The 23,823-nt window shown below is 64.8% G+C and carries 21 protein-coding genes and 4 tRNA genes; 14 read left to right on the top strand and 11 right to left on the bottom strand.

Annotated elements, in window-relative coordinates; genetic code table 11:
* The coding region (locus CGX12_RS12760) for an MATE family efflux transporter (protein ID WP_254918288.1) at positions 1 to 1,206 on the bottom strand (1,206 nt) is incomplete at its 3' end.
* A 197-nt stretch (positions 1,207 to 1,403) separates the two neighbouring features.
* Here CGX12_RS12760 and CGX12_RS12765 point away from each other — a divergent pair.
* From CGX12_RS12765 to CGX12_RS12780, 4 genes are all read left to right on the top strand, one after another.
* Positions 1,404 to 1,697 carry a co-chaperone GroES gene (locus CGX12_RS12765; RefSeq protein ID WP_094040257.1) on the top strand — a complete coding sequence of 98 codons (294 nt, stop codon included), beginning with the start codon at positions 1,404 to 1,406 and terminating at the stop codon, positions 1,695 to 1,697.
* Positions 1,698 to 1,730: 33 nt separating this feature from the next.
* Entirely contained in the window at positions 1,731 to 3,368 is a 1,638-nt protein-coding gene (gene groL / locus CGX12_RS12770; RefSeq protein ID WP_094040258.1) for a chaperonin GroEL, read from the top strand.
* Positions 3,369 to 3,602: 234 nt separating this feature from the next.
* Positions 3,603 to 4,100, top strand: coding sequence for a putative pterin-binding protein (locus CGX12_RS12775; RefSeq protein ID WP_094040259.1), 498 nt, complete (start codon positions 3,603 to 3,605; stop codon positions 4,098 to 4,100).
* Complete coding sequence (locus CGX12_RS12780; RefSeq protein ID WP_254918289.1) at positions 4,097 to 6,028, top strand: GGDEF and EAL domain-containing protein; 1,932 nt, start codon at positions 4,097 to 4,099, stop codon at positions 6,026 to 6,028. Before CGX12_RS12775 ends, CGX12_RS12780 begins: the two co-directional genes overlap by 4 nt.
* A gap of 19 nt (positions 6,029 to 6,047) precedes the next feature.
* Here CGX12_RS12780 and CGX12_RS12785 read toward each other — a convergent pair whose 3' ends face one another.
* Together CGX12_RS12785 and epmB are read right to left on the bottom strand one after the other, a co-directional pair.
* The gene (locus tag CGX12_RS12785; RefSeq protein WP_094040260.1) at positions 6,048 to 6,356 is read right to left on the bottom strand and encodes a hypothetical protein; all 309 of its coding nucleotides are present in this window, start codon (positions 6,354 to 6,356) and stop codon (positions 6,048 to 6,050) included.
* 9 nt (positions 6,357 to 6,365) lie between these two features.
* Positions 6,366 to 7,385 (bottom strand): EF-P beta-lysylation protein EpmB, encoded by a 1,020-nt coding sequence (epmB, locus tag CGX12_RS12790; RefSeq protein ID WP_217898173.1) that lies wholly within the window; start codon positions 7,383 to 7,385, stop codon positions 6,366 to 6,368.
* A gap of 42 nt (positions 7,386 to 7,427) precedes the next feature.
* Here epmB and efp point away from each other — a divergent pair, with 42 nt between their 5' ends.
* A complete protein-coding gene (gene efp / locus CGX12_RS12795; protein ID WP_094040262.1) occupies positions 7,428 to 7,994 on the top strand; it encodes an elongation factor P in 567 nt (188 codons plus the stop codon).
* 47 nt (positions 7,995 to 8,041) lie between these two features.
* On the opposite strand, the gene CGX12_RS12800 is transcribed toward efp, so the two are convergent.
* A complete protein-coding gene (locus tag CGX12_RS12800) occupies positions 8,042 to 9,085 on the bottom strand; it encodes a GMP reductase (protein ID WP_094040263.1) in 1,044 nt (347 codons plus the stop codon).
* Between the two features lie 318 nt (positions 9,086 to 9,403).
* Between CGX12_RS12800 and CGX12_RS12805 the strand changes: the two genes are divergently transcribed.
* The 3 genes from CGX12_RS12805 (at position 9,404) to epmA (ending at position 12,427) form a co-directional block, all read left to right on the top strand.
* The gene (locus CGX12_RS12805; RefSeq protein WP_094040264.1) at positions 9,404 to 10,909 is read left to right on the top strand and encodes a uracil permease; all 1,506 of its coding nucleotides are present in this window, start codon (positions 9,404 to 9,406) and stop codon (positions 10,907 to 10,909) included.
* A gap of 92 nt (positions 10,910 to 11,001) precedes the next feature.
* Entirely contained in the window at positions 11,002 to 11,400 is a 399-nt protein-coding gene (locus CGX12_RS12810) for a VOC family protein (RefSeq protein ID WP_094040265.1), read from the top strand.
* Positions 11,401 to 11,428: 28 nt separating this feature from the next.
* The gene (epmA, locus tag CGX12_RS12815; protein ID WP_254918291.1) at positions 11,429 to 12,427 is read left to right on the top strand and encodes an elongation factor P--(R)-beta-lysine ligase; all 999 of its coding nucleotides are present in this window, start codon (positions 11,429 to 11,431) and stop codon (positions 12,425 to 12,427) included.
* A gap of 1 nt (position 12,428) precedes the next feature.
* Here epmA and CGX12_RS12820 read toward each other — a convergent pair whose 3' ends face one another.
* From CGX12_RS12820 to rsgA, 6 genes are all read right to left on the bottom strand, one after another.
* Entirely contained in the window at positions 12,429 to 12,920 is a 492-nt protein-coding gene (locus tag CGX12_RS12820) for a DUF4136 domain-containing protein (protein WP_094040266.1), read from the bottom strand.
* Positions 12,921 to 13,010: 90 nt separating this feature from the next.
* Positions 13,011 to 13,898 (bottom strand): LysR substrate-binding domain-containing protein, encoded by an 888-nt coding sequence (locus CGX12_RS12825; protein WP_094040267.1) that lies wholly within the window; start codon positions 13,896 to 13,898, stop codon positions 13,011 to 13,013.
* On the bottom strand, positions 13,895 to 15,295 hold the full coding sequence (locus CGX12_RS12830) for an SLC13 family permease (RefSeq protein WP_217898174.1): 1,401 nt from the start codon (positions 15,293 to 15,295) through the stop codon (positions 13,895 to 13,897). The genes CGX12_RS12825 and CGX12_RS12830 overlap by 4 nt, the downstream gene beginning before the upstream one ends.
* Positions 15,279 to 18,608, bottom strand: a complete 3,330-nt coding sequence (gene mscM, locus CGX12_RS12835; RefSeq protein WP_094040269.1) for a miniconductance mechanosensitive channel MscM — start codon at positions 18,606 to 18,608, stop codon at positions 15,279 to 15,281. Before mscM ends, CGX12_RS12830 begins: the two co-directional genes overlap by 17 nt.
* A gap of 40 nt (positions 18,609 to 18,648) precedes the next feature.
* Positions 18,649 to 19,509, bottom strand: a complete 861-nt coding sequence (gene asd, locus CGX12_RS12840; protein ID WP_094040270.1) for an archaetidylserine decarboxylase — start codon at positions 19,507 to 19,509, stop codon at positions 18,649 to 18,651.
* 30 nt (positions 19,510 to 19,539) lie between these two features.
* Positions 19,540 to 20,574, bottom strand: a complete 1,035-nt coding sequence (gene rsgA / locus CGX12_RS12845; RefSeq protein ID WP_094040271.1) for a small ribosomal subunit biogenesis GTPase RsgA — start codon at positions 20,572 to 20,574, stop codon at positions 19,540 to 19,542.
* A gap of 87 nt (positions 20,575 to 20,661) precedes the next feature.
* Between rsgA and orn the strand changes: the two genes are divergently transcribed.
* The 5 genes from orn to CGX12_RS12870 all read left to right on the top strand — a co-directional run bounded on the left by orn (position 20,662) and on the right by CGX12_RS12870 (position 21,896).
* On the top strand, positions 20,662 to 21,207 hold the full coding sequence (orn, locus tag CGX12_RS12850; RefSeq protein ID WP_094040272.1) for an oligoribonuclease: 546 nt from the start codon (positions 20,662 to 20,664) through the stop codon (positions 21,205 to 21,207).
* Between the two features lie 232 nt (positions 21,208 to 21,439).
* A tRNA-Gly gene (locus CGX12_RS12855) sits at positions 21,440 to 21,515 on the top strand.
* Between the two features lie 51 nt (positions 21,516 to 21,566).
* A tRNA-Gly gene (locus tag CGX12_RS12860) sits at positions 21,567 to 21,642 on the top strand.
* Positions 21,643 to 21,693: 51 nt separating this feature from the next.
* Positions 21,694 to 21,769 (top strand) — tRNA-Gly (locus CGX12_RS12865).
* A gap of 51 nt (positions 21,770 to 21,820) precedes the next feature.
* Positions 21,821 to 21,896, top strand: a tRNA-Gly gene (locus CGX12_RS12870).
* Positions 21,897 to 22,003: 107 nt separating this feature from the next.
* Here the strand turns inward: CGX12_RS12870 and queG are convergent.
* The gene (queG, locus tag CGX12_RS12875; protein WP_094040276.1) at positions 22,004 to 23,131 is read right to left on the bottom strand and encodes a tRNA epoxyqueuosine(34) reductase QueG; all 1,128 of its coding nucleotides are present in this window, start codon (positions 23,129 to 23,131) and stop codon (positions 22,004 to 22,006) included.
* Between queG and CGX12_RS12880 the strand changes: the two genes are divergently transcribed.
* A partial coding sequence (locus CGX12_RS12880; RefSeq protein WP_094040273.1) for an NAD(P)H-hydrate epimerase occupies positions 23,130 to 23,823 on the top strand: 694 nt, incomplete at its 3' end. The genes queG and CGX12_RS12880 overlap by 2 nt on opposite strands.

A 23,823-nucleotide genomic window follows, 5' to 3' on the forward strand; every position in this document is an offset into this window, starting at 1 on the left:
ACACAGCCCGAACAGGCGGATGCCGTTCAGCAGCAGGGAAATGCCGGATACCCGCAGGCCGTTCAGGGCCGAGGCCAGCAGCATGAAGCAGCCCTGCAACCCGTAGCCCAACGGCACCAGCCGCAGGTAGAACTCCAGGTGCCGGGCGACCTCGGGGCTGTCGGTGAACAGCCGGGCGACCAGCGGCGCCAGCAGCCACAAGGCACCGAACACCAGCAATTGAAACCCCACCGCGAAGCGCATCGCCAGCAGCAGGGCCTGGCGGCTGCGCTCGTGCAGGCCGGCGCCGGTGTTCTGGGAGATAAAGGGCGCCAGCACCGAGCTCAGCGCCATCATCACTATCATCACCAGGGCTTCGATGCGGGAGGCGGCACCATAGGCGGCCACCACCTCGGTCCCCAGCCCCGCCAGCACGGTGAGCAGCAGGGCGGTGGCGACGGGATTGAGCATGTTGGTAAAGGAAGCGGGAATGGCCACGTGCAGCAACTGGCGCCAGTGGCCGGGCAACTGGCGCAGGGCGGTCAGGGGCCACACCAGCAGCCGCTCGCGCCGGCGCAGCAGGTAAAGCCCCACTACCATGGCCATCAGCCAGGAGCAGGCCGAGGCGATGGCGGCTCCCCGGATGCCCAGCTCCGGGAAGGGGCCCAGGCCGAAGATCAGCAGGGGATCGAGCAGGCCGTTGACCAGGCCGGCCACCGTCATCACCAGGCTGGGGGTGTGGGTATCGCCGGTGGCGCGGATGGCGGCGTTGCCGACCATGGGCAGCACCAGCAGGGGCACCGTCAGGTACCAGATCTGCATGTAGTCGCGGATCAGCGGCAGCAGCTCGTCACCGGCACCCAGCCAGCGGAACAGGGGGGTGATGGTGGCGGCGCCCAGGATCGCCAGCAGGCTGACCAGCAGCAGGGCCAGCAGCAGGCCGTGGCTGGTGAACTGGGCGGCCAGGCCCTGGTTGCCGGCGCCGAGGGCCTGGCCCAGGCTGGCCGACAGGCCGGCACCCAGCCCCATGGCCAGGGAGATCACCATAAAGGTCACCGGAAAGGTGAAGCTCACCGCCGCCAGGGCGTCGGTGCCCAGCAGGCCGATAAAGAAGGTGTCCACCAGGTTGAAGGCCTGGATGGCGACGATGCCGAGCGCCATGGGCCCCGTCATCCTGACCAGTTGCGGGCCGATGGGGGCGGTGAGCAGGGAATTGTGTCTTGCCACTGAGCATCTCTTGATCTGGGGAGCCGGCGCCGCCGGCAGCGGTGGTCATGATAACGCCCGGGCGCTTTCTTTAAAAAATTTTTGTGCTTTGCCCTTGAAGGCCGAAAAACCGCTCCCATATAGAAGGTCAACGGAACAGTTTGCGGCCATCGGCCGTTTATCTCACAAGGTAACAACACTCATTGGGAGAGTTATCGATGAACATTCGTCCATTGCACGATCGCGTCATTATCAAACGTATTGAAGCCGAGTCAAAATCTGCCGGCGGTATTGTTCTGACCGGCTCTGCCGCCGAGAAATCCACTCGTGGCGAAGTCCTGGCTGTTGGTAATGGCCGCGTACTGGACAACGGTGAAGTGAAGGCCATGTCCGTCAAGGTCGGTGACAAGGTGATCTTCAACGAAGGTTTTGGTGTGAAAACCGAGAAGCTGGATGGCCAGGAAGTCCTGATCCTGTCCGAAAACGACATTCTGGCTATCGTCGAAGAATAATCCGGTTCATCAACTTTTTAAGGAAGATAAACAATGGCAGCTAAAGACGTAAAATTTGGTAACGACGCCCGCGTAAAAATGCTGAAAGGCGTGAACATCCTGGCCGATGCCGTCAAGGTGACCCTGGGCCCGAAAGGCCGCAACGTGGTGCTGGACAAGTCCTTCGGCGCCCCCAACATCACCAAGGACGGCGTGTCCGTGGCCAAGGAAATCGAGCTGGAAGACAAGTTCGAGAACATGGGCGCCCAGATGGTGAAGGAAGTGGCCTCCAAGGCCAACGACGAGGCCGGTGACGGCACCACCACCGCCACCGTACTGGCCCAGTCCATCGTCAACGAAGGCCTGAAGGCCGTGGCCGCCGGCATGAACCCCATGGATCTGAAGCGCGGCATCGACAAGGCCGTGATCAAGGCGGTGGAAGAGCTGAAGGCCCTGTCCGTGCCCTGCAAGGACACCAAGGCCATCGCCCAGGTGGGTACCATCTCCGCCAACTCCGATGAGAAGGTCGGCGCCCTGATCGCCGAAGCCATGGAAAAAGTGGGCACCGACGGTGTCATCACCGTGGAAGAAGGCCAGGGCCTGGAAGACGAGCTGGACGTGGTGGAAGGCATGCAGTTCGATCGCGGCTACCTGTCTCCCTATTTCATCAACAAGCAGGAAACCGGCACCGTCGAGCTGGACGACCCCTTCATCCTGCTGGTCGACAAGAAAATCTCCAACATCCGCGAGCTGCTGCCGGTGCTGGAAGGCGTGGCCAAGCAATCCAAGCCGCTGCTGATCGTGGCCGAGGACGTGGAAGGCGAAGCCCTGGCCACCCTGGTGGTGAACAACATGCGCGGCATCGTGAAGGTGGCCGGCGTCAAGGCACCTGGCTTCGGCGACCGCCGCAAGGCCATGCTGCAGGACATCGCCGTCCTCACCGGTGGCACCGTGATTTCCGAAGAGGTGGGCCTGGAGCTGGAAAAAGCCACCCTGGAAGACCTGGGCCGCGCCAAGCGCGTGGTGATCACCAAGGACAACACCACCATCATCGATGGCGTGGGTGAAGTCGAGGCCATCAACGCCCGCGTGGCGCAGATCCGTCAGCAGATCGAAGAGTCCTCTTCCGACTACGACAAAGAGAAGCTGCAGGAGCGCGTGGCCAAGCTGGCCGGCGGCGTGGCCGTGATCAAGGTGGGTGCCGCCACCGAAGTGGAAATGAAAGAGAAGAAGGCCCGCGTCGACGACGCCCTGCACGCCACCCGTGCCGCGGTGGAAGAAGGCGTGGTGCCCGGTGGCGGTGTGGCCCTGGTGCGTGCCGCCGCCAAACTGGGTGGCCTGACCGGTGACAACGAAGACCAGAACGTGGGTATCAAGGTCGCCCTGCGCGCCATGGAAGCCCCGCTGCGCCAGATCGTCAGCAACGCCGGCGAAGAAGCGTCCGTGGTGGTGTCCAAGATCAAGGCCAGCGAAGGCAACTTCGGCTACAACGCCGGCAACGACACCTACGGCGACATGCTGGAGATGGGCATCCTGGATCCGACCAAGGTGACCCGCTCCGCCCTGCAGTTCGCCGCCTCCGTGGCCGGCCTGATGATCACCACCGAAGCCATGGTGACCGAGCTGCCGAAAGACGCCGCTCCGGCCATGCCCGACATGGGTGGCATGGGTGGCATGGGTGGCATGATGTAATCGCCCGACCCTGCGTCATAAATAGCGACCGGGCCCTTGTGGCCCGGTTTTTTTGTTTTCGGCGCCGGCAAATTCCGCTTTCTTGTCCCCGCCGCCAAATTACACTTCAGGTTGGCGGGGAGATTTGGGTATCATGTTTTTTTGGTTTTTCGGGTCTTTTTGAGTCTTTTGAGATGGACCCGTCCTGTGGCCGTGCCGTGGTGGCCAGTCCCCTGGGCTTAAGGAGGAGCGGTAATGAAACTCATAGGCTTGGTACTGATGCTGTTGCTGTCCTGGCAGGGAAAGGCGGCGGAGCCGGTGGTGCTCACCATCGTCGGCAATATCCAGCTCGACGGGCGCTCCTATGAACGGCTGGATTACACCCTGGCCGAGCTGCAGGCCCTGCCCCAGGCCGATATCACCACCGTCCATCCCTGGGTGGAGGAGGCGCGTACCTACCGGGGGCCGGAGCTGGCGCTGCTGCTGGAGAGGCTGTTCGGCCACGCCAGGGTCAGGACCCTCTACCTGGAGGCCCTCAACGGCTTCAGCGTCGCCGTCGACTGGCAGAAAGTGGCTCCCTTTACGCCCATCCTGGCCTGGCGGGAGAACGACAAGGTGATGAGCCGGCGGGACAAGGGACCCTTGTGGCTGATGCTGCCCTTCGACCAGGTACCCGAGCTGCAGCAGGCGGACTTCCTGCATTTCATGGCCTGGCAACTGCGGCAGATCCGCGTTCATACGGAACCCATGTGAGTCATCCCTTGCTGCCCTACGTCGGCACCGGTACCGAATACGGCCGGGTGCACCCGCTCAAGGTCGTCGCCGCCCTGCTGCTGCTGGGGATCATGGTGATGTTCGGCGGCGGCGCCACCCATACCCTGTACGGCATCCACCAGCACAACAGCCTGCTGGAGCAGCGCACCTACGAGGTGCCCTGGTCACTGATGCAACTGCAGTTGGAAATGGGGCGTTTTCTCGACGCGGTGCGCCTGTTCCACGCCGATGCCATCCGCCATGACGAGCTGATGCTGCGCTACGACATCCTCTGGAGCCGGACGCCGGTGCTGCTCAGCAGCCAGTTCAAGGACACCCTCAGCGAGCGCCCCGATCTGTGGCTGCTGATCCAGCAGATTGAGTCCAGGGTGAGGGGAGTGGAGCAGCAGGTGCAGGCCTTGGTGCCCGGGTCACCCGGCTACCAGCTGATCCTGGCGGAGCTGAACCCCTACCTGGAGCCCCTGTCCCGGACCGTCACCGCCACCATGCACGGCAACGTGCGCTTTTATGCGGAATACGATCAGGCCTACCGGCTGATGGGGCAGCGGCTCTATGTCCAGATCGTCGGCCTCTTCGTCAGCGCCGCCCTGTTGTTGCTGTTGCTGCTGCGGGAGCTGTGGCGTTACCGGAGCCAGCAGTTGCGGGATCCCCTGACCGGCCTGCCCAACCGTTTCGCCCTGCAGCGGCGCATGGCGCCGATGATCGAGCAGGGCATTCCCTTCAGCGTGACCGTGCTGGAGCTGGAGGACTTTTCCCAGCACCATCACCGGTTCGGTTTCGAGGTGGCCGATCGCCTGCTGCAGGCCTTTAGCCAGCGCCTGCAGCAAAGCCTGCAGCCCCACGAGTTTATCGCCCAGTTCGGTCGGGAAGGGGTGGTGGTGCTGGCCAGGGGCGTGGTGGAGCTGGAGGAGGTCAGGGCCCAGCTGTCCCGCTTCCGCCAGGCGCTGACGGAAAAAGAGGCTATCGATAGTTATGACTTCTATATGACGCCGGTGATCGGCGTGGTGCTCTATCCGGCGGACGGGGACAACCTGGTGGATCTGCTGGCGCGGGGCGAACTGGCGCTGGAGCTGTGCAAGCGGGACCGGCTGCCCTATGTGATTTTCGATCCCTCTTTGCTGAAGGAAATGGCGCGCCGGCAACGGCTGGCCCGGGATCTGCCGGCAGCCCTGGACAGCAGCAGCCTGGGGCTCTGCTTTCAGCCCCTGACCGAGCCCCGCAGCGGTGATTGCGCCGGCCTGCAAACCCTGCTGCACTGGCATCACCCGGGCTTCGGCATGATATCGTCCACCGAACTGTTGCGGGTCACCGAGCAGTTCCAGCTGTCGGAGCGGGTCTTCATGTGGATGTTGACCAATGCCTGCCGCCACCTGCGGCGCTGGCAGGAGCTGGAGGAGCCGGGGCTCTTCGTCAGCCTGAAGTTACCGCCGTCCCTGTTTCGGGACGGACTGGAGCGGCGCATCCTGCCGGTGCTGGAGCAGCATGGCCTGGCGGCCGGCAGCCTGGTGCTGGATCTCGATGAAAGCATGGTCATGCAGGATGCGTTCGAGGCACAGGCCATCATGGCCGCGCTCGGTGCGGCCGGTATCCGCATGACCCTGGCCGACTTCGGCAGCGGCTGTTCGTCCTGGGGAAGCCTGTCGCGGCTGCCGATCAGTTGGCTCAAACTGGATCCGACCTTCTGCAGCGGCATAGAGCGGCCCGGAGAGGCCCGCCAGCAGCTGGAGACCCTGTTCGGCCTGGGACGGCTGCTGGGGTATCCGCTGATCTGCTGCGGGGTGGATCACGAGGCGGAACTCGGGGTGCTCAGTGGCATGGCTGGCGAGCTGCTGGTACAGGGGGATTGGGTCGGGGCGCCGTTGGCGGCGGTCGAGGTGCCGGGCTGGCTCAAGCGTCGCCAGCCCTGAGGGCCGGCGACGTATCGCCTCAGGACAGGCGGAGGAACTGGCCCAGGGTGGAAGCCAGCAGCTGGATCTTGTGCACCATGCGCCCCAGCAGGGCCTGGTATTCCTCGTCCGTGCTCATCTCCAGCAGCTCCAGCTCTTCCGCCAGCTCCGCCACATAGGGCATGAAGTGGTCGGCATGGGTGGTGAACTGGCTGTCTTCGCGCAGTACGGCACTGAACTTGGCCTGGCCCTTGGCGCGCAGCCCGGCCAGCTTCTTGTCGGCGTCGATGGCCTGGTGATAGAGCTCTTTGAGGGTGTCATGCAGCTTGGCGGTGACGGAGTCGTGCATTGGTGTTCCTTAACGGGGTTCAAGACCGAGATCTAACGGGGTTTTGCTGGTTTCGCCGCCGACTTCCCGCACCAGCCGGGGCACCAGAAAGCCGGGCAGCCGGGCCAGCAGCCGGGCCATGAGTGCCCTGGCCTGGTCGTCGCCGACCGCGAAGTGGGCCGCGCCCTGCACCTGGTCGAGCTGATGCAGGTAGTAGGGCAGGACGCCGGCCTCGAACAGCCGCTCCGAAAGCGCCTCGAGCACCTCGGCGTCGTCGTTGACCCCGGCCAGCAGCACGCTCTGGTTGAGCAGGGTGATGCCGGCCCGGCGCCAGTCCTGCAGGGCCTCGGCCAGGATGTCGTCCACCTCCCGGGCGTGGTTGACGTGCAGTACCAGCACCGCCTGCAGCCGGCTGCGGGCGAGACGGGCTTTAAGGGCCCCGGTCAGGCGGGCCGGGATCACCACCGGCAGCCGGCTGTGGATGCGCAGCCGTCGCAGGTGGGGAATGGCCTCCAGGGCGTCGAGCAGGGTGGCGAGCTGCTCGTCCTTGGCCATCAGCGGATCGCCGCCGGAGAGGATCACCTCGTTGATGCCGGGATCGGCGGCGATGTAGTCCAGGGCCTCGCGCCAGCCTTCCCGTCCCGGGCTGTTGTCGGCGTAGGGAAAGTGGCGGCGAAAGCAGTAGCGGCAATTGATCGCGCAGCCGCCGCGCAACACCAGCAGCACCCGGGAGCGATACTTGTGCAGCAGGCCGGGCAGGGCGCTGTCGTGTTCGTCGAGCGGATCGGCGACGAAGCCGGGTACCTCGGCGAATTCCTCGCCCAGGGGCAGCACCTGGCGCAGCAGGGGATCCCGGGGATCGCCCGGGCGCATCTTGTCGGCGAAGGGACGGGGGACGCGCATCGGAAACAGCCGGCGGGCCGGGAAGCCGGCTTGCCAGGGCGTGGGATCGATATGCAGGTAATCCAGCAGTTGTTCGGGCGAGGTAAAGGCCCGGGCAAGTTCTTTTTGCCAGTTAATATGTAAATCGCCCCCGTTTAGGGGTATCATTGCCGGCATTTTCTGCAACTCTGTCAAATTCACGAGGGTAAAATGGCCTCTTATAGTACCAACGAATTCCGCTCCGGCCTAAAGATTATGCTGGACGGCGAGCCTTGCGCCATTATCGAAAACGAATTCGTCAAGCCCGGCAAGGGCCAGGCCTTCAACCGTGTTAAAATCCGCCGCCTGCTGAACGGCAAGGTGCTGGAAAAGACCTTCAAGTCCGGCGACAGCGTGGAAGCGGCCGACGTCATGGACATGGAACTGGCCTACCTGTACAACGACGGCGAGTTCTACCACTTCATGAACAACGATACCTTCGAGCAGCTGGCCGCCGACGACAAGGCGGTGGGTGATGCCAAGCTGTGGCTGAAGGAGCAGGACGTCTGCATCCTGACCCTGTGGAACGGTTCCCCCATCTCCGTGACCCCGCCCAACTTCGTGGAGCTGGAAGTGGTGGAAACCGATCCGGGCCTGAAGGGCGACACCGCCGGCACCGGCGGCAAGCCCGCCACCCTGAGCACCGGCGCCGTGGTACGGGTACCGCTGTTCATCCAGATCGGCGAAGTGCTGAAGGTCGACACCCGCTCCGGCGAATACGTGTCCCGGGTGAAGTAAGCGATTCGCTTTTCAATAAAAACGGCGCCTCGGGGCGCCGTTTTTGTTTATTCCTTGCCGTAAACGTTGTTTTCCTGCTCCCGCACCCGGATAAAGGTGGTGCGCTTGGTCAGCTCCTTCAGCCGCTGGGCGCCCACATAGGTGCAGGTGGAGCGCACGCCGCCGAGGATGTCCTGCACCGTTTCCTCCACCGGCCCGCGGTAGGACAGTTCCACCGTCTTGCCTTCCGCCGCCCGGTACTTGGCCACGCCACCGGCGTGCTTTTCCATGGCGCTGGAAGAGCTCATGCCGTAAAACGTCATAAAGGCCCGGCCGTCCCGTTCGATGATCTCGCCACCGCACTCCTCGTGGGCCGCCAGCATGCCGCCCAGCATCACGAAGTCGGCGCCGCCGCCAAAGGCCTTGGCCACGTCGCCCGGGCAGGTGCAGCCGCCGTCGCCGATGATCTGGCCGCCCAGGCCGTGGGCGGCGTCGGCGCACTCGATGATGGCCGACAGCTGGGGATAGCCGACCCCGGTCTTGACCCGGGTGGTGCACACCGAACCCGGGCCTATGCCCACCTTGACGATGTCGGCGCCGGAGAGGATCAGCTCCTCCACCATTTCACCGGTGACCACGTTGCCGGCGATGATGGTGTGGCCCGGGCACTGGCTGCGCACCCGGCTGACGAAGGAAGTGAAATGCTCGCTGTAGCCGTTGGCCACGTCGATGCAGATAAAACCGAGTTCGTCGGACAGGGCCAGGATCTGCTGCAGCTTCTCGAAGTCCTTGTCGGAGGTGCCGGTGGAGACGATGACGTGCCTGAGCAGGTCGGCGCCGGTCTCCGCCACGAAGGCCCGCCACTCGTCGACCGAGTAATGCTTGTGTACCGCCGTCAGCATATCGTGGCGGGCCAGGGCCTGGGCCATGGCGAAGGTGCCGACGGTATCCATGTTGGCGGCGATCACCGGCACCCCGGACCAGCGCCGACCCGAATGCTTAAAGGTGAATTCCCGGTCCAGCTCGACCTGGGAACGGCTGTTGAGGGTGGAGCGCTTGGGGCGAAACAGCACATCCCTAAAGCCCAGTTTCAAGTCTTCTTCGATACGCATGGTGTAACCTCGATAAGTGACAGGCACAAAAAAACCGGGGGTTTTTTAGGCCCCCGGTTTTCAGCATTCTAGTTCGGGTTATTTTTTTTGCAACTATCCTGACTTAAAGTTCAATAATTATTTTTATGTGAAGATAGTTTGCGGGGCTCATTCCTGACCCGAAAAACTGACTTTTTGGTACAAATTGGCTTTGCTGGTGCCGTTTTTCGCCTATAATCAGCCGCTTCAAGCCGTCCCGCAGAAGACGGCATCCACACGCGCAATCGTTTGCCCATCGTCACCCGATGCCGGCACCCATCATCAAAGGAGAAACCAGCAGTGGCCGAGCCCCGCTTCCATTATCCCTGGTACAAGAAGGAGGACACCGACGCCTTTTTCGCCCTGTTCCAGAACAACGTTGCCAACTTCGTGATCATCACCATCACCATGCTGGGCATGGGCTTTCCCCAGGAGCTGGTGTTCGGGCAGGTGATACCGGGCGCGGCCATCGCCGTGCTGGTGGGCAATTTCTATTACGCCTATACCGCCAACCGGCTGGCCCACCAGGAGCGGCGCACCGACGTGACCGCCCTGTCCTACGGCATCAGTACGCCGGTGATGTTCGTGTTCCTGTTCGGGGTGCTGCTGCCGGCCAAGACCATGACCGGCGATCCCGAGCTGGCCTGGAAAATTGCGGTGGGTGCCTGCTTCCTCAGCGGCCTGCTGGAGGTGCTGGTCAGCCTGGTGGGCCGCTGGGTGCAGCGCAACCTGCCGCGGGCGGCCATGCTGGGGGCGGTGGCCGGGGTGGCCCTGACCTTTATCGCCGGCGAGATGATGTTCAAGACCCTGGAGATGCCGGTGGTCGGCCTGTTCGTGCTGGCGGTGATCATCATCGGCATCGTCGGCCGGGTGGTGTTGCCCTTCCGCATGCCCGCCTCTTTGTTCGCCATCGTATTCGGTACCCTGCTGGCCTACCTGCTGGGGGCGAGCGACAGCGCCAAGATCGCCGAGGGACTGTCCCACTTCGGCTTTTACCCCGTGCTGCCCAGCATGGCGGCCTTCGACGGCATGAGCTACCTGTTCGGCTCCATGATCGGCATCCTCACCGTGGTGCTGCCCATCACCCTCTACAACGCCATCGAGACCATGAACAACGTGGAGGCGATGGAGGCGGCCGGCGACAAGTACGACGTGCGCGAGTGCCAGGCGGTCGACGGCGTGGGCACCATGATCGGCGCCCTGTTCGGCGGCCTGTTCCCGACCACCGTCTATATCGCCACCGTGGGCGCCAAGTGGATGAAGGCCGGCCGTGGCTACAGCATCCTCAACGGCCTGGTATACCTGCTGGCGGCCATGTTCGGCCTGATCGCGGTGATCTCGGCGCTGATCCCGGTGGCGGTGGTGGCCCCTATCCTGGTGTTCGTGGGCATGTCCATGGTGTCCACCGCCTTCCAGACCAACGCCAAGAAGTACTACCCGGCGGTGGCCCTGGCCATGCTGCCCTACTTCGCCAACTACGTGATGACCCGTTTCAACAACGCCGCCGGCGAGGTGGTCAGCCGCATCTCCGACGGCATAGTGCCCCTGGGGCAGGGCGCCATGTTCACCGCCATGATGCTGGGCGCCATCACCGTCTGCGTGATCGACGGCGCCTTCAAGCGCGCCACGGCCTTCGCCCTGTGCAGCGCCGGCTTCTCCTTCGTGGGGCTGATGCACGCGCCCAAGCTCGGCTTCTACGCCGCGCCCGAATACGTGCTGGGCTACCTGGTGATGGCGCTGCTGTTTGCCTGGTACGCTTTTTTCGGCGCCGTGAAGCGGGACGACCACGTGATGGGCGAAGACTGAACGGAAACGACGAATCGAGGGCGCTGCGGCGCCCTTTTATTTTGCTCAAAATTACGCCATGCTGTTAGCATCCTGACGGGGAGGCGCTATTCATGTTCGAGATACTGGGGCTGGATCATCTGGTGCTGCGGGTGCGGCAGCCGGAGCGGATGCTGGATTTCTACTGCCGGGTCCTGGGCTGCACCCTGGAGCGGGAAAAGAGCGACATCGGCCTCTACCAGCTGCGTGCCGGCGCCCAACTGATCGATCTGGTGGACATCCGCGGGCCGCTCGGCGGCGACGGCGAAGCGGCGGATCAGTGCAAGGCCAACATGGATCACTTCTGCCTGCGCATCAGCCCCTTCGAGCCTGATGCCCTGCGGCTTTACCTGGAGTGCAACGGGGTGATCTGCGAGGAGCCGCAGCTGCGCTACGGGGCCGAGGGGGAAGGGCCTTCGGTCTATGTGTTCGATCCCGAGGGCAACCAGGTCGAGCTGAAAGGCCCGCTCTAGACTGGCAAGCGCCGCCGTTAAGGGTAAAATGCCCATTTTTGGCAGCGACTCCATGACCACCATCCCCTGGCCGCCGACGGCTTCCCTCGCTTTTCTGCAACAACGGGCCCGCCTGCTGGCCGCCATCCGCCATTTTTTCGCCGAGCGGCAGGTGCTGGAGGTGGACACCCCCACCCTGGCCAGCGCCGGGGTGACCGACGTGCACCTGGACAACTTCGTCACCCGCTTCGTCGGCCCCGGCATGGCCCAGGGCCTGGATCTGTACCTGCAGACCTCGCCGGAATTCCATATGAAGCGGTTGTTGGCGGCGGGCAGCGGCCCCATCTACCAGATCTGCAAGGCCTACCGCAACGAGGAGTCGGGCCGGTTGCACAATCCCGAGTTCACCATGCTGGAATGGTACCGCCCCGGTTTCGATCATCATCAATTGATGGACGAGATGGCCGGGCTGCTGCAGCTGGTGCTGGGTTGCGACAGCCCCGAACGGTTGACTTACCAGCAGGCCTTTACGACCACCCTGGGGGTATGCCCGCTGAGCGCTTCCCTCGATGAGTTGCGCCGGGCCGGCCAGGATCTCGGCGCCGATGACCTTATCGCCCGGGAGGAAGACAGGGACACCCTGCTGCAGTTGCTGTTCGCCCTGGGGGTGGAACCGCGTATCGGCCAAGTGGTGCCCTGTTTCGTCTACCACTTCCCCGCCAGCCAGGCGGCCCTGGCGCGCATCAGTCCGCAGGATCCGCGGGTGGCGGAGCGATTCGAGGTCTATTTCAAGGGCATCGAGCTGGCCAACGGCTTCCACGAGCTGAGCGATGCCGACGAGCAGCGCCGCCGCTTCGAGCAGGACAACCGGCTGCGCCGCGGCCGCGGGCTGCCCGAACGGCCGGTGGACGAATACCTGCTCGCCGCCCTGCAGGCCGGCCTGCCCGACTGCGCCGGGGTCGCCCTGGGGGTGGACCGGTTGATCATGCTGGCGCTGGGGGCCGGGCGGCTGGAGCAGGTGATCGCCTTTCCGGTCACCCGCGCCTGAGTCAGTCCCGGGGCGGATAGTTGGCCAGCAGCTCCGCCACCTGCTGCTCGATGCGTCGGCTGCGTTCGGCGCCCTTTATGCGCTCGGCGGGAAACGCGCGCGGATGCTTGCTGCTCCACAGCATCCTGCCGCCGGGCTCTTCCAGCCACAGCTTGAGCCTGAGCTCCCGCACCGCGCCATAGACCCTTTCCTCATCATCCCAGAAACTGCCATGACGGGCGGTGAGACGGGGTATGGTGGTCAGCAACCGGGTTTCTTCCAGCAACTGGTAGTTCAGCCAGAGCGATGCCTGCTCGGGCTGGGCCAGGCGCAGGCCGCGGCCAGGCAGCAGGGCCAGGGCCGAGGCGGTGATGCGGGCGCCGTCCAGCGACTGGCTGTCCGCCGTGGGCGCCAGGGCGACGGTGGTGAAACGGCTGAAATCGGTGTCTTCGGCGTAGTCGTAGGGGGCGGCGCAGCCGCTCAACAACAGCACAACAAGCAGCAGGCGTAGCATAGGGGTCTCCATCTCCGGCCGGGGTTGCAGGTAGTTAGACCCGGGCGGAGGGCAAATTGCAAGCGGCCGTGGCCACCATGGCGGTATCGCTCATCGCAGGAGTTCCCTGGCCAGCTCGATCAGCGCCAGGCGCGCGGGATGATCGCCCCTGTCCTTGTGCCAGGCGAAATAGAAGAAGCGGCTGAGGGAAAGCGCGGGCACCGGCAGTGCCACCAGGCTGCCCGCGGCCAGCTCGTCGGCCACGCTCAGCCGCGACATGCAACTGAGCCAGGGACGGGACTGCAGCAGCCGCTTGATGGTGGGCAGGTGGGGGTATTCCTGGCGGATCCGCAGCGGCCCCAGCCGGCCGGCCAGGGCCTGCTCGAAGGTGTCCCGGGTGCCGGATCCGGACTCGCGCAGCACCCATTCGCACTCGGCCAGTTGTTGCAGGCTCACCTCGGACTCCCGGGCCAGGGGATGCTCGCGCTGGCACACGATCACCAGCTCGTCCCGACACCAGGGTTCGAGGCGGAGCCATTTTTCCTGGGCGTGGGCTTCGATCAGCGCCATTTCCAGCCGGCCCTGGTACAGCTGTTGCAGCAGGCGGTGGGTGTTGTCCACCGCCAGGCCGAGGTCGAGCTGGGGGTAGCGGCGGGCCACCTGCTCGATCAACCCGGGGATCCAGTGGTCGGCGATGGTCCGGCTGGCGCCCAGGCGCAGCCGGCCGGCGATGGGGCTCTGGCCCTTGAAGCCCTGCTCGATAAGGTAGCTCTCGGCCAGCATCTTCTGGGCCCGGGGCAGCAGCCACTGGCCCCAGGCGTTGAGGCTGAGCCGGCGGCCGACCCGGTCGAACAGGGAGTGGTTGAGCTGGCGCTCCAGCTCCTGCAGCGACATGGTGGCGGCCGACTGGGTCATGGCCAGTTGCTCGGCGGCCCGGCTCAGGCTGCCGTTTTCCGCCACGCTCACGAACAGCCGCAACTGCTTGAGGGTAAAGTTCATCCCAGGGCGCCCAGCACCAGCAGGATGACGAACAGCAGTGCCAGACCGAAGGCGCCCACCGCCAGGCCGGTGCGCAGCATGTCCCGGGTGGTGATGAGGCCGGTGGCGTAGGCCAGGGCGTTGGGCGGGGTGCTCACCGGCAGTATCATGCCGAGGGAGCAGGACAGGGCCACCAGCACCAGGGCGCTGTCCAGGCCGTAGTCGGCCATGCCCTGGTAGCCGGTGGCCACGGCGGCGGTGATCGGCAGTATCAGGTTGGCGGTGGCGGTGTTGGACATGATGTTGGCCAGCAGGAAGCACACCAGCAGCAGGCTGAGCAGTATGGCGGCGCCGGGCAGCTGTTCGAGCGGCAGCGACAGGGCCAGCTTGCGCGCCAGCCCCGACTGATCCAGGGCCAGCCCCAGGGCGATGCCTCCCGCCACCAGCCAGAGCACGTCCCAGTTGATCTTCTGCAGATCCGCCGGGGTGATGATGCCGGTCAGGCTGAATACCACCAGGGGGATGACGGCCACCACATAGCTGTTCATGCCGTGCCAGAAGGAAGTGAGCCACAGCACTATGGTCAGGGCGAAGGTGGCGTAGAGCAGGTAAGCCCGGGGGCTGCGTACGAACTTGCTGCTCAGGGTCAGGCACAGGCCCAGCTCGGCGGCGGGGTAGAGCCGGAGCAGCAGCCGCCAGGCGGCGACCAGCATCACCAGCACCAGGGGAACGGCGAAGGCCATCCAGGTCAAAAAGTCGATGGGGTTGGCCATGTACTGCAGGGCGATGGCGTTGGGCGGGGTGCCGATGGGGGTACCGATGCCGCCCAGGTTGGCGGCGATGGGAATGGCCAGCAGCAGGCCGCGGGTGGACGGTGCCTGCAGCCCCAGGCTGGCGAACACCGGCCCCATGATGGTGAGCATCATCAGGGTGGTGGCGGTGTTGGACATGAACATGGAGAACAGCGCCGTGATCAGCATGATGCCCAGCATCAGCCGGTCGTGGCTGGCCATAAAGGGGCGCAGCAGATAGTTGGCCAGGTTGGTGTCGAGTTTGTACTTGGCCGCCCCCAGGGCCAGGGCGAAGCCGCCCAGGAAGAGGATGATGATGGGGGAGGCGAAGCTGCCCATGATGGCCTGGTAGGGCAGCAGCTCGCCCAGGGGCTGGCCGGCGTCTTCCCGCAGGAACCAGACGGCGGCCTGATCCGACACCGTGATCAGCAGCAGGCCGATGATCAACAGGGAGGTGGCGAACACCGGCACCGGCTCCAGCACCCACAGCAGGGCGGCGAGCAGGAAGATGGCCAGCAGGCGCTGCTCGACCAGGCTGGCATCCGGCAGCGGCAGCAGCTCGGCCGGCAGGTTCAGCACCAGCAGGGGCAGCAGCAGGGCGAGCAGCAGTTTAAACCGGTTTGGCATCATGACCTCTCGGGAGCGCGTTGATGGGCTGTTCGCTGATCAGGCGGATGTCCACCTGCTGGTGCGGGATCTGGATCCGGTGCCGGCGCAGCCGGGCCAGCAGCAGGTTGTGCAGTTCGTGGGTCATGGGCATGCGGTGGCTCATGTCCTCCACATAGACCCGCACCTCGTACACCAGGGCCGAGTCGGTCAACTCGATCAGGAACACCTCGGGGATGGGGTTGTCCAGGATCAGGCCGCATTCTTTTATCGCCTCGTGGGTCAACCGCTGCACCAGCTCGATATCCGCGTCCAGCCGCACCCGCACCAGCAGCTTGACCCGGGTGATGGCGTCGGACAGGGACCAGTTGACGAACTGCTCGGTGATAAAGGCCTTGTTGGGCACGATGATCTCGCGCCTGTCCCAGTCCACTATGGTGGTGGCCCGGGTCTTGATCTTGGAGATGGTGCCGGTTAATTCGCGGATGGTGACGGTGTCGCCGATACGGATCGGCTTTTCGAACAGGATGATCAGGCCGGACACGAAGTTGGCGAAGATCTCCTGCAGGCCGAAGCCCAGGCCCACCGACAGGGCGGCCACCAGCCACTGGGTCTTGGACCAGTCGATGCCGAGCATGGCGAAGGTGGTGAAGGCGCCGACCATCAGCACCAGGTACTTGGAGATGGTGGTGATGGCGAAGCCGGTGCCGGGCGACAGGTTGAGGTGCTGCAGCAGGCTGAGCTCCATCAGGCCGGGCAGGTTGCGGGCGGTGATCCAGGTGAGCACCACCACGAACAGGGCGATCACCAGATCCTTGAGCGAGATGGGCACCAGGGCGTCTTCCCCGGCCAGGCTGGTGGAAACCTGCCAGACCTGGATGCTGTCGAGGAAGCTGAAGGCGGTGTTGATCTCCGACCACAGCAGCATCAGGCTGAGGATGTAGCCCAGCATCAGCACCGAGCGCAGCAGCCCCAACGACTGGGCGCTGATGGTGTCCAGATCCACCTCGGCCACGGCGGCCGCTTCCGCCTCCGGGCTGGGCGGGGCTTCGGCCGTCTCCTCCTTCTCCTTTTCCTTGCGCTGGGCCAGGATTTCCGCCCGTCGGGCCTTGGCCCGCTCGAACGCCAGCCGCCGGCGCTGGATCAGCATCCAGCGCCGCACCAGGAAGTAGGCCATCAGGAATCCCAGCCCCACCAGCACCGAGATCTCCAGCTGGCGCAGCAGGGTATGGGCGGTGAACAGGTAGCCCATGGCGGCGGCGGCCAGGGCCAGCAGCGGCGCCAGGATCAGCAGGCCCCACAGCAGGTGGTTGACCAGGGTCAGGTGCTCCCGGCGGGGCGTGGACAGCAGCAGTGGCAGATCCGCCCGGTACAGGCGCCAGGAGAACAGGCTGAGCAGCAGGCAGATGAACATGAAGCCGAGCCGGCCCAGGGTGTCGTAGAGGGAAAAGTCCCGGTATTCCTGGGCGGTATAGAACAGCAGCAGGGCCGGCAGCATGGTCAGCATCAGGGTCTGGAACTGACGCCAGACCCGGCGAACCCGTTCCCGGGGCAGGTTGAAGTGCACCACCAGCAGACCCCTGTGCATCATCAGGTTGCCGATCAGCATCAGGATGAACACCGGCAGCATCAGCTTGCCCAGGGCATGGGCCAGGGCCAGCACCACCGGCGGCGCCCAGGGGGAGTCGATGGCCCTGGACAGCAGCGACAGCAGCGCCGGCAGCGGCAGGGCGGTGAGCAGGCTGAGCAGCAGGGTGTTGAAGGTGTAGTCGTACTTGTCCTGGGTGACGTTGCCGATGCGCGCACTGATCTTCTCCAGGTAATCGCGCAGGCTGCGCCGGCTCAGGAACCAGAGGTAGAGCACCATCAGGGAGCTGACGCCATACAGGGTGAGGCTGGCGCCACCCTGCAGCAGCAGGGACTGGGGCAGGGCGGTCCAGGTGCTGGCGGTGAGCAGCCAGCCCAGGGTTTCCATCAGGGCCAGCGGGAACTGGCCGCCGATGGGGCGCAGATCCGGCAGCCAGAACAGCCGTTCGTCGGTGAGGGTACGGATTTCCTGCAACTGGCTGTTCTGCCGGCTGTAGGCGACCTTGAGCCGGGTCTGTTCGTGGATCTGGTTGTCGGTGGCGCCGACCAGTTGCTCCAGCAGCCGGCGCTGGGTGGCCAGCAACTCATCAAGTTGGGCCAACTGGGCATCGGTCAGGGTGCCGGCCTGCTCGCTCAGCAGCAGGTTGGTGCGGTAGCCGCCGGTGCGCAGGCTGTCGAGGGATTCCTGATAGCCGTACTTGTCCACCCGGCTCTGCACGATGCGGGCTTCCAGCTGGGGCAGGGGATAGGGAGCCGGCAGCTCGTTCAGGCGGTTGCGCAGGTTCTCGCCGAAGCCCCGGCTGACCTGCAGCCATTCCAGTTGCTCCTTGAGGTTGTTTTTCATGGTAACCAGCTCGGAGGCGGCCCGCTCCGCCGCCTGGTACTCCAGCTGCAGCGCCTCCACCTCCCGGCTCTTCTCGCCGAGCTGGGTGGACAACCGCTGGTTGACCGCCTGCTGGCCGGCCAGCAGGGGGGAGTCGGCCTCGACCTGGTCCAGCAGGCGCTCGCTCTCGGCGATGGCGGCCTCGGTGGTGACGCGGCGCAGCTCGTTCTGGCGGCCTTGCAGCGCCTCTATGTAGGCGTCCAGATCCTGCAGCCGGGCCTGGAGAATGTCCAGCTTCAGCCGGTTGAGGCTGTCTCGGTTGCCGGCGGACAGCTGTTCCAGCTCCAGTACCTGGATGCGGGTCTGCAGGCTCTGCTCGCGCACCAGGGCCAGCACGCGGTTGGCGGTCTGCTGCCGGCTCTGGCTGTCTGCGAACTGCAGTTCGTCCAGGCTCTGCTGGGTGCGGCGCAACTGCTGGCGCAGATCGTCCAGCAGGCTGTGCTGATCGCCCGCCCCCAACTCCTGCAGGTTGAGGGTATTGGCGAGCTCGTCCCGCTGGCCTCTGAGCTCCAGCCGGCGGGCCTGGGCCTCGACCAGGGCCTGTTGTACCGCCTCTTCGTCCAGGCGGGGGATGCCGGCGGTGTCGGTGGCCTTGAGCCCGGCCCGTTCGCGCTCGAGTTTTTTGAGTTCGGCGGGGTAGTCATCCATGAACTGCCGCAGGGCCTGGGCCTGCTTGCGGTAGCGTTCGCCTTCGCGCACCAGTTGCAGGGCCTGGTTGTAGCTGTCGCGCAATTTCTGCAGCTCGGGCCTGTCCCCCTCGGGGATTTCGGCCAGCAGGGCCTCGATGTCGGCGACGCTCTGATCCGCCGGCAGCGGGGCCGGCAGCAACAGCAGGGCAAAAAACAGCAGTATGGGCGCAAACACGGCTGACTCCCGATGTTTAAGGGTTAAAACCTGCGGCGGTTCAGCCCCGGTTCAGGCGTCCGAATTCGGTGCCCATGCGGGTGGGGGTGCCGGGCCTGAGGCTGTCGGACAGCGTTACCCGGCCGGGGGCAAAGAGGCACACCACCGTGCTGCCCAGCTTGAAGCGGCCCATCTCCTCGCCCTTGGCCAGGCGCGGCGCCGTGGCCGGATCGTAGTCCCAGCGCTGCACGCGCTTGCCCACCGGCGGGGTGATGGTACCGGCCCAGACGGTTTCGATGCTGGCCACTATGGTGGCGCCCACCAGCACCAGGGCCATGGGCCCGGCGGCGGTATCGAAAATGCACACCACCCGCTCGTTGCGGGCAAAGAGCTCGGGCACCCGCTCGGCGGTGAGCGGATTGACCGAGAACAGCTCGCCGGGCACGTAGATCATGGTCCTGAGCACTCCGTCCAGCGGCATGTGGATGCGATGATAGTCCCTGGGGGCCAGGTAGATGGTGGCGAAGTCGCCGCCCATAAAGGGTTCGGCCAGGACCTTGTCGCCGCCGAGCAGGGCCCGGGCGCTGAAGTCGTGGCCCTTGGCCTGGATGATGCGGCCCTGCTGGATGGGGGCCAACTGGCTGATGGCGCCGTCCACCGGCATGGCGAGGAGCTCTTCCCCCTGCACCAGCGGACGGACGCCGTCTTTCAGCGGGCGGGTAAAGAAGTCGTTGAAGCTCAGGTAGTGGGCCGGATCCGGATACTGGGCTTCGTTCATGTCCACCCGGTAGCGCTGGATAAAGCGGCGGATTAGCCACTGGGTGAGTCGGCCACCTTCCATGGCGGCCAAAAGGCCGACCAGGCGGGAAATCAGGTGCTTGGGAAGCAGGTATTGCAGCAGAATTTTCAGGTTGTCGATCATAGGGAATCCGAACAATGACGGGGAAAGGGATCAGGATTTGGGATGGTGGCGACTGGGCTTGTCGGCCATGGCATCCATGATGCGGTGGTAGCTCTCGAGCCGCTCGGGATGGATGTCGCCATCCGCCCTGGCCTGCTGCAGCAGGCAGCCCGGATCGGTGCCGTGCTTGCAGTCGCGGAAGCGGCAGCCGCCGAGATAGTCGCGAAATTCGCGGAAGCACCAGGCCACCCGCTCGGGGGGCAGATGCCAGAGGGAGAACTCGCGGATGCCCGGCGAGTCGATCAGGGAGCCGCCGGACGGGAAATGGTAGAGCCGGGCGGTGGTGGTGGTGTGCTGGCCCAGGCCGGAGTTGTCGGACACGGCACCGGTGGTCGCCTCCACATGGGGCATGACCGCATTGACCAGGGACGACTTGCCCACCCCCGACTGGCCCACGAAGATGCTGGTGTGATCCTTCAGCGCCTGCTGGAGCTGGTCCAGCCCCTCGCCGGTGTCGCAACTGACCAGCAGCACCTGGTAGCCGATATCCCGGTAGCGTTGCAGGGCCTGCTCCGCCTCCCGGCGCTGGTCGTCGGTGAGCAGATCCGCCTTGTTCAGCACCAGCATGGGCGGCATCTCGACGTCCTCGGCCGCCACCAGATAGCGGTCGATGATGTGGCAGCTGAGCTCGGGCAGCACCGCCGACACCACCACTATCTGGTCGATATTGGCGGCCACCGGCTTGATGCCGTCGTAGTAATCGGGACGGGTGAGCACGGTCTGGCGGGGATGCACCGCCTCCACCACGCCGCTGATGCCCTGCATGGTCTCCACCCCCGGGCGCCAGACCACCCGATCGCCGGTGACCAGGGAGTTCAGGGTCCGGCGCAGGTTGCAGCGGTGGATCCGGCCGGCATCGTCTTCGATGTCGGCATGCTGGCCGAAGCGGCTGATCACCAGCCCCTCCTGGGGCGGCCCCAGCAGGCTGTCGTCTATGGTGTCCACCTGCTGGCGCTTGAGCCGCCGGCTGTGGTTATCGCTTACCCGGCGCTTCTGGCCTTTGCTGAGCTGTTTTTTCTTGGTCACGACGTCCTCGAACCCGTTTTCACTGCCGGCTATGATACACTTTCCCGCTCGAACTTGTCCCCATTGCCACTCAGCTAGAGACCCAACATGAGCCAAAATGCAGAAAACCTGGTCTGGATCGATCTGGAGATGACCGGCCTGGAGCCGGACGAACACAGGATTATCGAGATTGCCAGCATCGTCACCGACAAGGAGCTGAAGGTGCTGGCCGAGGGACCGGTGCTGGCCATCCATCAGCCGGAGGCGGAGCTGGCCAAGATGGACGAGTGGAATGTGCGCACCCACACCGGCTCGGGCCTGGTGGCGCGGGTGCAGGCCAGCACCGTGACCGAGGCGGAGGCGGTGGCGCAGACGCTGGCGTTTCTGCGCCAGTGGGTGCCGGAAAAGACCTCGCCCCTGTGTGGCAACTCCATCGGCCAGGACCGGCGCTTCCTGGCCCGCCACATGCCGGAGCTGGAAGCCTTCTTCCATTACCGCAATATTGACGTCAGCACCGTCAAGGAGCTGGTGCGCCGCTGGCAGCCGGCGCTGCTGGAACAGTTCACCAAGAAGGGCAGCCACCAGGCCCTGGACGATATCCGTGAGTCCATCGCCGAACTGCAGTTTTACCGGGAGAAAGTGTTCACGATCTGAGCCGTCCGGGCGCCGTTGCTGGTAAATTCGGCAAACGATCTCGGGGGGCGAAAAAAGGCTTGCATTCACTTAAGCCGCTCGTATAATTCGCCTCCCGTAGCCGGACGGAATTGCAAAGCAAGCCGCTGGTTGCGATAAGGCTTATGCGGGAATAGCTCAGTTGATAGGGCTTGACCTTGCTGAAGTTGATGAGGGTCGCGCCGCAGCCCCATGCACAAGTTAAGAGTATTTTGCGGGAATAGCTCAGTTGGTAGAGCACAACCTTGCCAAGGTTGGGGTCGCGAGTTCGAGTCTCGTTTCCCGCTCCAAATTGCAACGATGCGGCTCACCAAGGCGGCATTGAAAGTGAAAAGTGTTTTGCGGGAATAGCTCAGTTGGTAGAGCACAACCTTGCCAAGGTTGGGGTCGCGAGTTCGAGTCTCGTTTCCCGCTCCAAATTGCAACGATGCGGCTCACCAAGGCGGCATTGAAAGTAAAAAGTGTTTTGCGGGAATAGCTCAGTTGGTAGAGCACAACCTTGCCAAGGTTGGGGTCGCGAGTTCGAGTCTCGTTTCCCGCTCCAAATTTCAACGATGTGGCTTACCAAGGCGGCATCGAAAGTAAAAAGTATTTTGCGGGAATAGCTCAGTTGGTAGAGCACAACCTTGCCAAGGTTGGGGTCGCGAGTTCGAGTCTCGTTTCCCGCTCCAAATCCGAAAAAACCGACCTCAGGGTCGGTTTTTTATTGCCCGGAAATCATGCCGGATGACACGGCACAACCTTGCCTGCAAGCGGCTCCGATATATCAAACATGCCCTCACCGGGCATGCTTCGGCATGCCCTTGTCCACGGCGCGGATCAGCCGTTCGGTCTTGCGCTCCGGCCGGGCCAGTCCGGCCCGTTGCCGCGCCAGGGCCCAGTCGATATGCTCCCGCACCAGTTCGTCCACCTCGTCCCGTTTCTGCCCCAGTCCTTGGATGACCTGCTCGGAGGCGGGGGCGTTGCCCAGGGCCACGGCGATATTGCGCAGCCAGCGGCGATGGCCGATGCGACGGATGGGGCTGCCTTCGGTCATCTTCAGGAAGTGTTCCTCGCTCCAGGCGAACAGGGCCAGCAGCTCGGGGGCGTGCAGGTCGTCCCGGGCGGCGAAATCCGGCTCCCGGCTGGCCCCGGCGAAGCGGTTCCAGGGGCAGATCAGCTGGCAGTCGTCGCAGCCGTAGATGCGGTTGCCCATCAGCGGGCGGAACTCCTCCGGGATGGGGCCGTCGAGTTCGATGGTGAGGTAGGAGATGCAGCGCCTGGCGTCCACCACATAGGGGGCGACGATGGCACCGGTGGGGCAGGTGGTGATGCAGGCCACGCATTTGCCGCAGCCTTCTTCCACCGGGCCGTCTACCGGCAGCGGCAGGTTGACCAAGAGTTCGCCCAGAAAGAAGAAGGAGCCCTGCTCCCGGTTGAGCAGCAGCGAGTGCTTGCCCACCCAGCCGATGCCGGCCTTGGCCGCCAGCGGCCGCTCCAGTATGGGGGCCGAGTCGACGAAGGGGCGGGCGACCAGCCCTTGGGCCCGTTCCGCTATCCGGTCGGCCAGCTTCTTCAGCCGATTGCGCAACACCTTGTGGTAATCCCGGCCCAGGGCGTAGCGGCTGATATAGCCCTTGTCCGGGTCGCTCAGCACCCGGGCGATGGCGGCCTGCTCCGGCAGGTAGTTCATGCGTACCGAAATCACCCGCAAGGTGCCCGGCAGCAGCTCCTGGGGGCGGGCGCGCATCATGCCGTGGCGGGCCATGTAGTCCATTTCGCCGTGGTAGCCCTGGTCCAGCCAATCGGCGAGCAGGGGCTCGTGGGCGGCCAGATCCGTGTCGGTGATGCCCACCTGGTCGAAGCCTAGCTCTGCTGCCCAGAGCTTGATATCGTGAGCCAAAGCGGCAAAGTTGGGAGTGGTCATGAGCATCGTCGGTCTGGAAAAGCCCCATAGTCTAACACAGTCGTTCTGGTACTCGGAGCAGATCCGGGAGGGGGAAAAACAGGCGGCGGCCTCGGCCGGCATCAGCCTGTTCGAACTGATGTCGCGGGCCGGGCTGGCGCTGTTCGAGCTGGCCCGCAAGGAATGGCCCGATGCCCGGCACTGGTGGGTATTCTGCGGCGGCGGCAACAACGGCGGCGACGGCTATGTGGTGGCGCGGCTGGCCCGGGCGGCGGGCATTCGGGTGCAACTGGTGCAGCTGGGGGATGCCGACGCCCTGACCGGCGACGCCGCCCTGGCCCGGGATCACTATCGGGCCGACGGCGGCGCCATCGAAAGCCTGGAAGCCCTGCAGGACAGCCCGGATCTCATCGTCGACGCCCTGCTCGGCACCGGCCTCAAGGGCGAGGTGAGGGAGGTGGCCCGGCAGCATATCCGGCGCATCAACGACACGGCCGCCCCCGTGCTGGCGGTGGATCTGCCCTCCGGCCTCTGCGCCGACACCGGCCGACTGCTGGGGGAGTCGGTGCGGGCCTCTCTCACCCTGAGCTTCGTCGGGCTCAAGCCCGGCCTGCTCACCGGGCGCGGGCCCGATGTGTGCGGCCGGGTCTGGCTGGCGGGTCCGGGGAACCGTGTCCTATACACCTCCGGCGGCGCCCGCGAATCGAGAGGGG

Origin of the sequence: Zobellella denitrificans (assembly GCF_002237365.1) — a bacterium.
Classification (GTDB): domain Bacteria; phylum Pseudomonadota; class Gammaproteobacteria; order Enterobacterales; family Aeromonadaceae; genus Oceanimonas; species Oceanimonas denitrificans.

Coding starts and splice junctions, on each gene's coding strand:
- epmA (WP_254918291.1), top strand. CDS start 11,429: ATGCCCATTTTTGGCAGCGACTCCATGACCACCATCCCCTGGCCGCCG.
- CGX12_RS12830 (WP_217898174.1), bottom strand. CDS start 15,295: ATGCCAAACCGGTTTAAACTGCTGCTCGCCCTGCTGCTGCCCCTGCTG.
- efp (WP_094040262.1), top strand. CDS start 7,428: ATGGCCTCTTATAGTACCAACGAATTCCGCTCCGGCCTAAAGATTATG.
- asd (WP_094040270.1), bottom strand. CDS start 19,509: ATGATCGACAACCTGAAAATTCTGCTGCAATACCTGCTTCCCAAGCAC.
- queG (WP_094040276.1), bottom strand. CDS start 23,131: ATGACCACTCCCAACTTTGCCGCTTTGGCTCACGATATCAAGCTCTGG.
- epmB (WP_217898173.1), bottom strand. CDS start 7,385: ATGATACCCCTAAACGGGGGCGATTTACATATTAACTGGCAAAAAGAA.
- CGX12_RS12825 (WP_094040267.1), bottom strand. CDS start 13,898: ATGAACTTTACCCTCAAGCAGTTGCGGCTGTTCGTGAGCGTGGCGGAA.
- groL (WP_094040258.1), top strand. CDS start 1,731: ATGGCAGCTAAAGACGTAAAATTTGGTAACGACGCCCGCGTAAAAATG.
- CGX12_RS12820 (WP_094040266.1), bottom strand. CDS start 12,920: ATGCTACGCCTGCTGCTTGTTGTGCTGTTGTTGAGCGGCTGCGCCGCC.
- CGX12_RS12810 (WP_094040265.1), top strand. CDS start 11,002: ATGTTCGAGATACTGGGGCTGGATCATCTGGTGCTGCGGGTGCGGCAG.
- CGX12_RS12765 (WP_094040257.1), top strand. CDS start 1,404: ATGAACATTCGTCCATTGCACGATCGCGTCATTATCAAACGTATTGAA.
- orn (WP_094040272.1), top strand. CDS start 20,662: ATGAGCCAAAATGCAGAAAACCTGGTCTGGATCGATCTGGAGATGACC.
- CGX12_RS12800 (WP_094040263.1), bottom strand. CDS start 9,085: ATGCGTATCGAAGAAGACTTGAAACTGGGCTTTAGGGATGTGCTGTTT.
- CGX12_RS12775 (WP_094040259.1), top strand. CDS start 3,603: ATGAAACTCATAGGCTTGGTACTGATGCTGTTGCTGTCCTGGCAGGGA.
- CGX12_RS12785 (WP_094040260.1), bottom strand. CDS start 6,356: ATGCACGACTCCGTCACCGCCAAGCTGCATGACACCCTCAAAGAGCTC.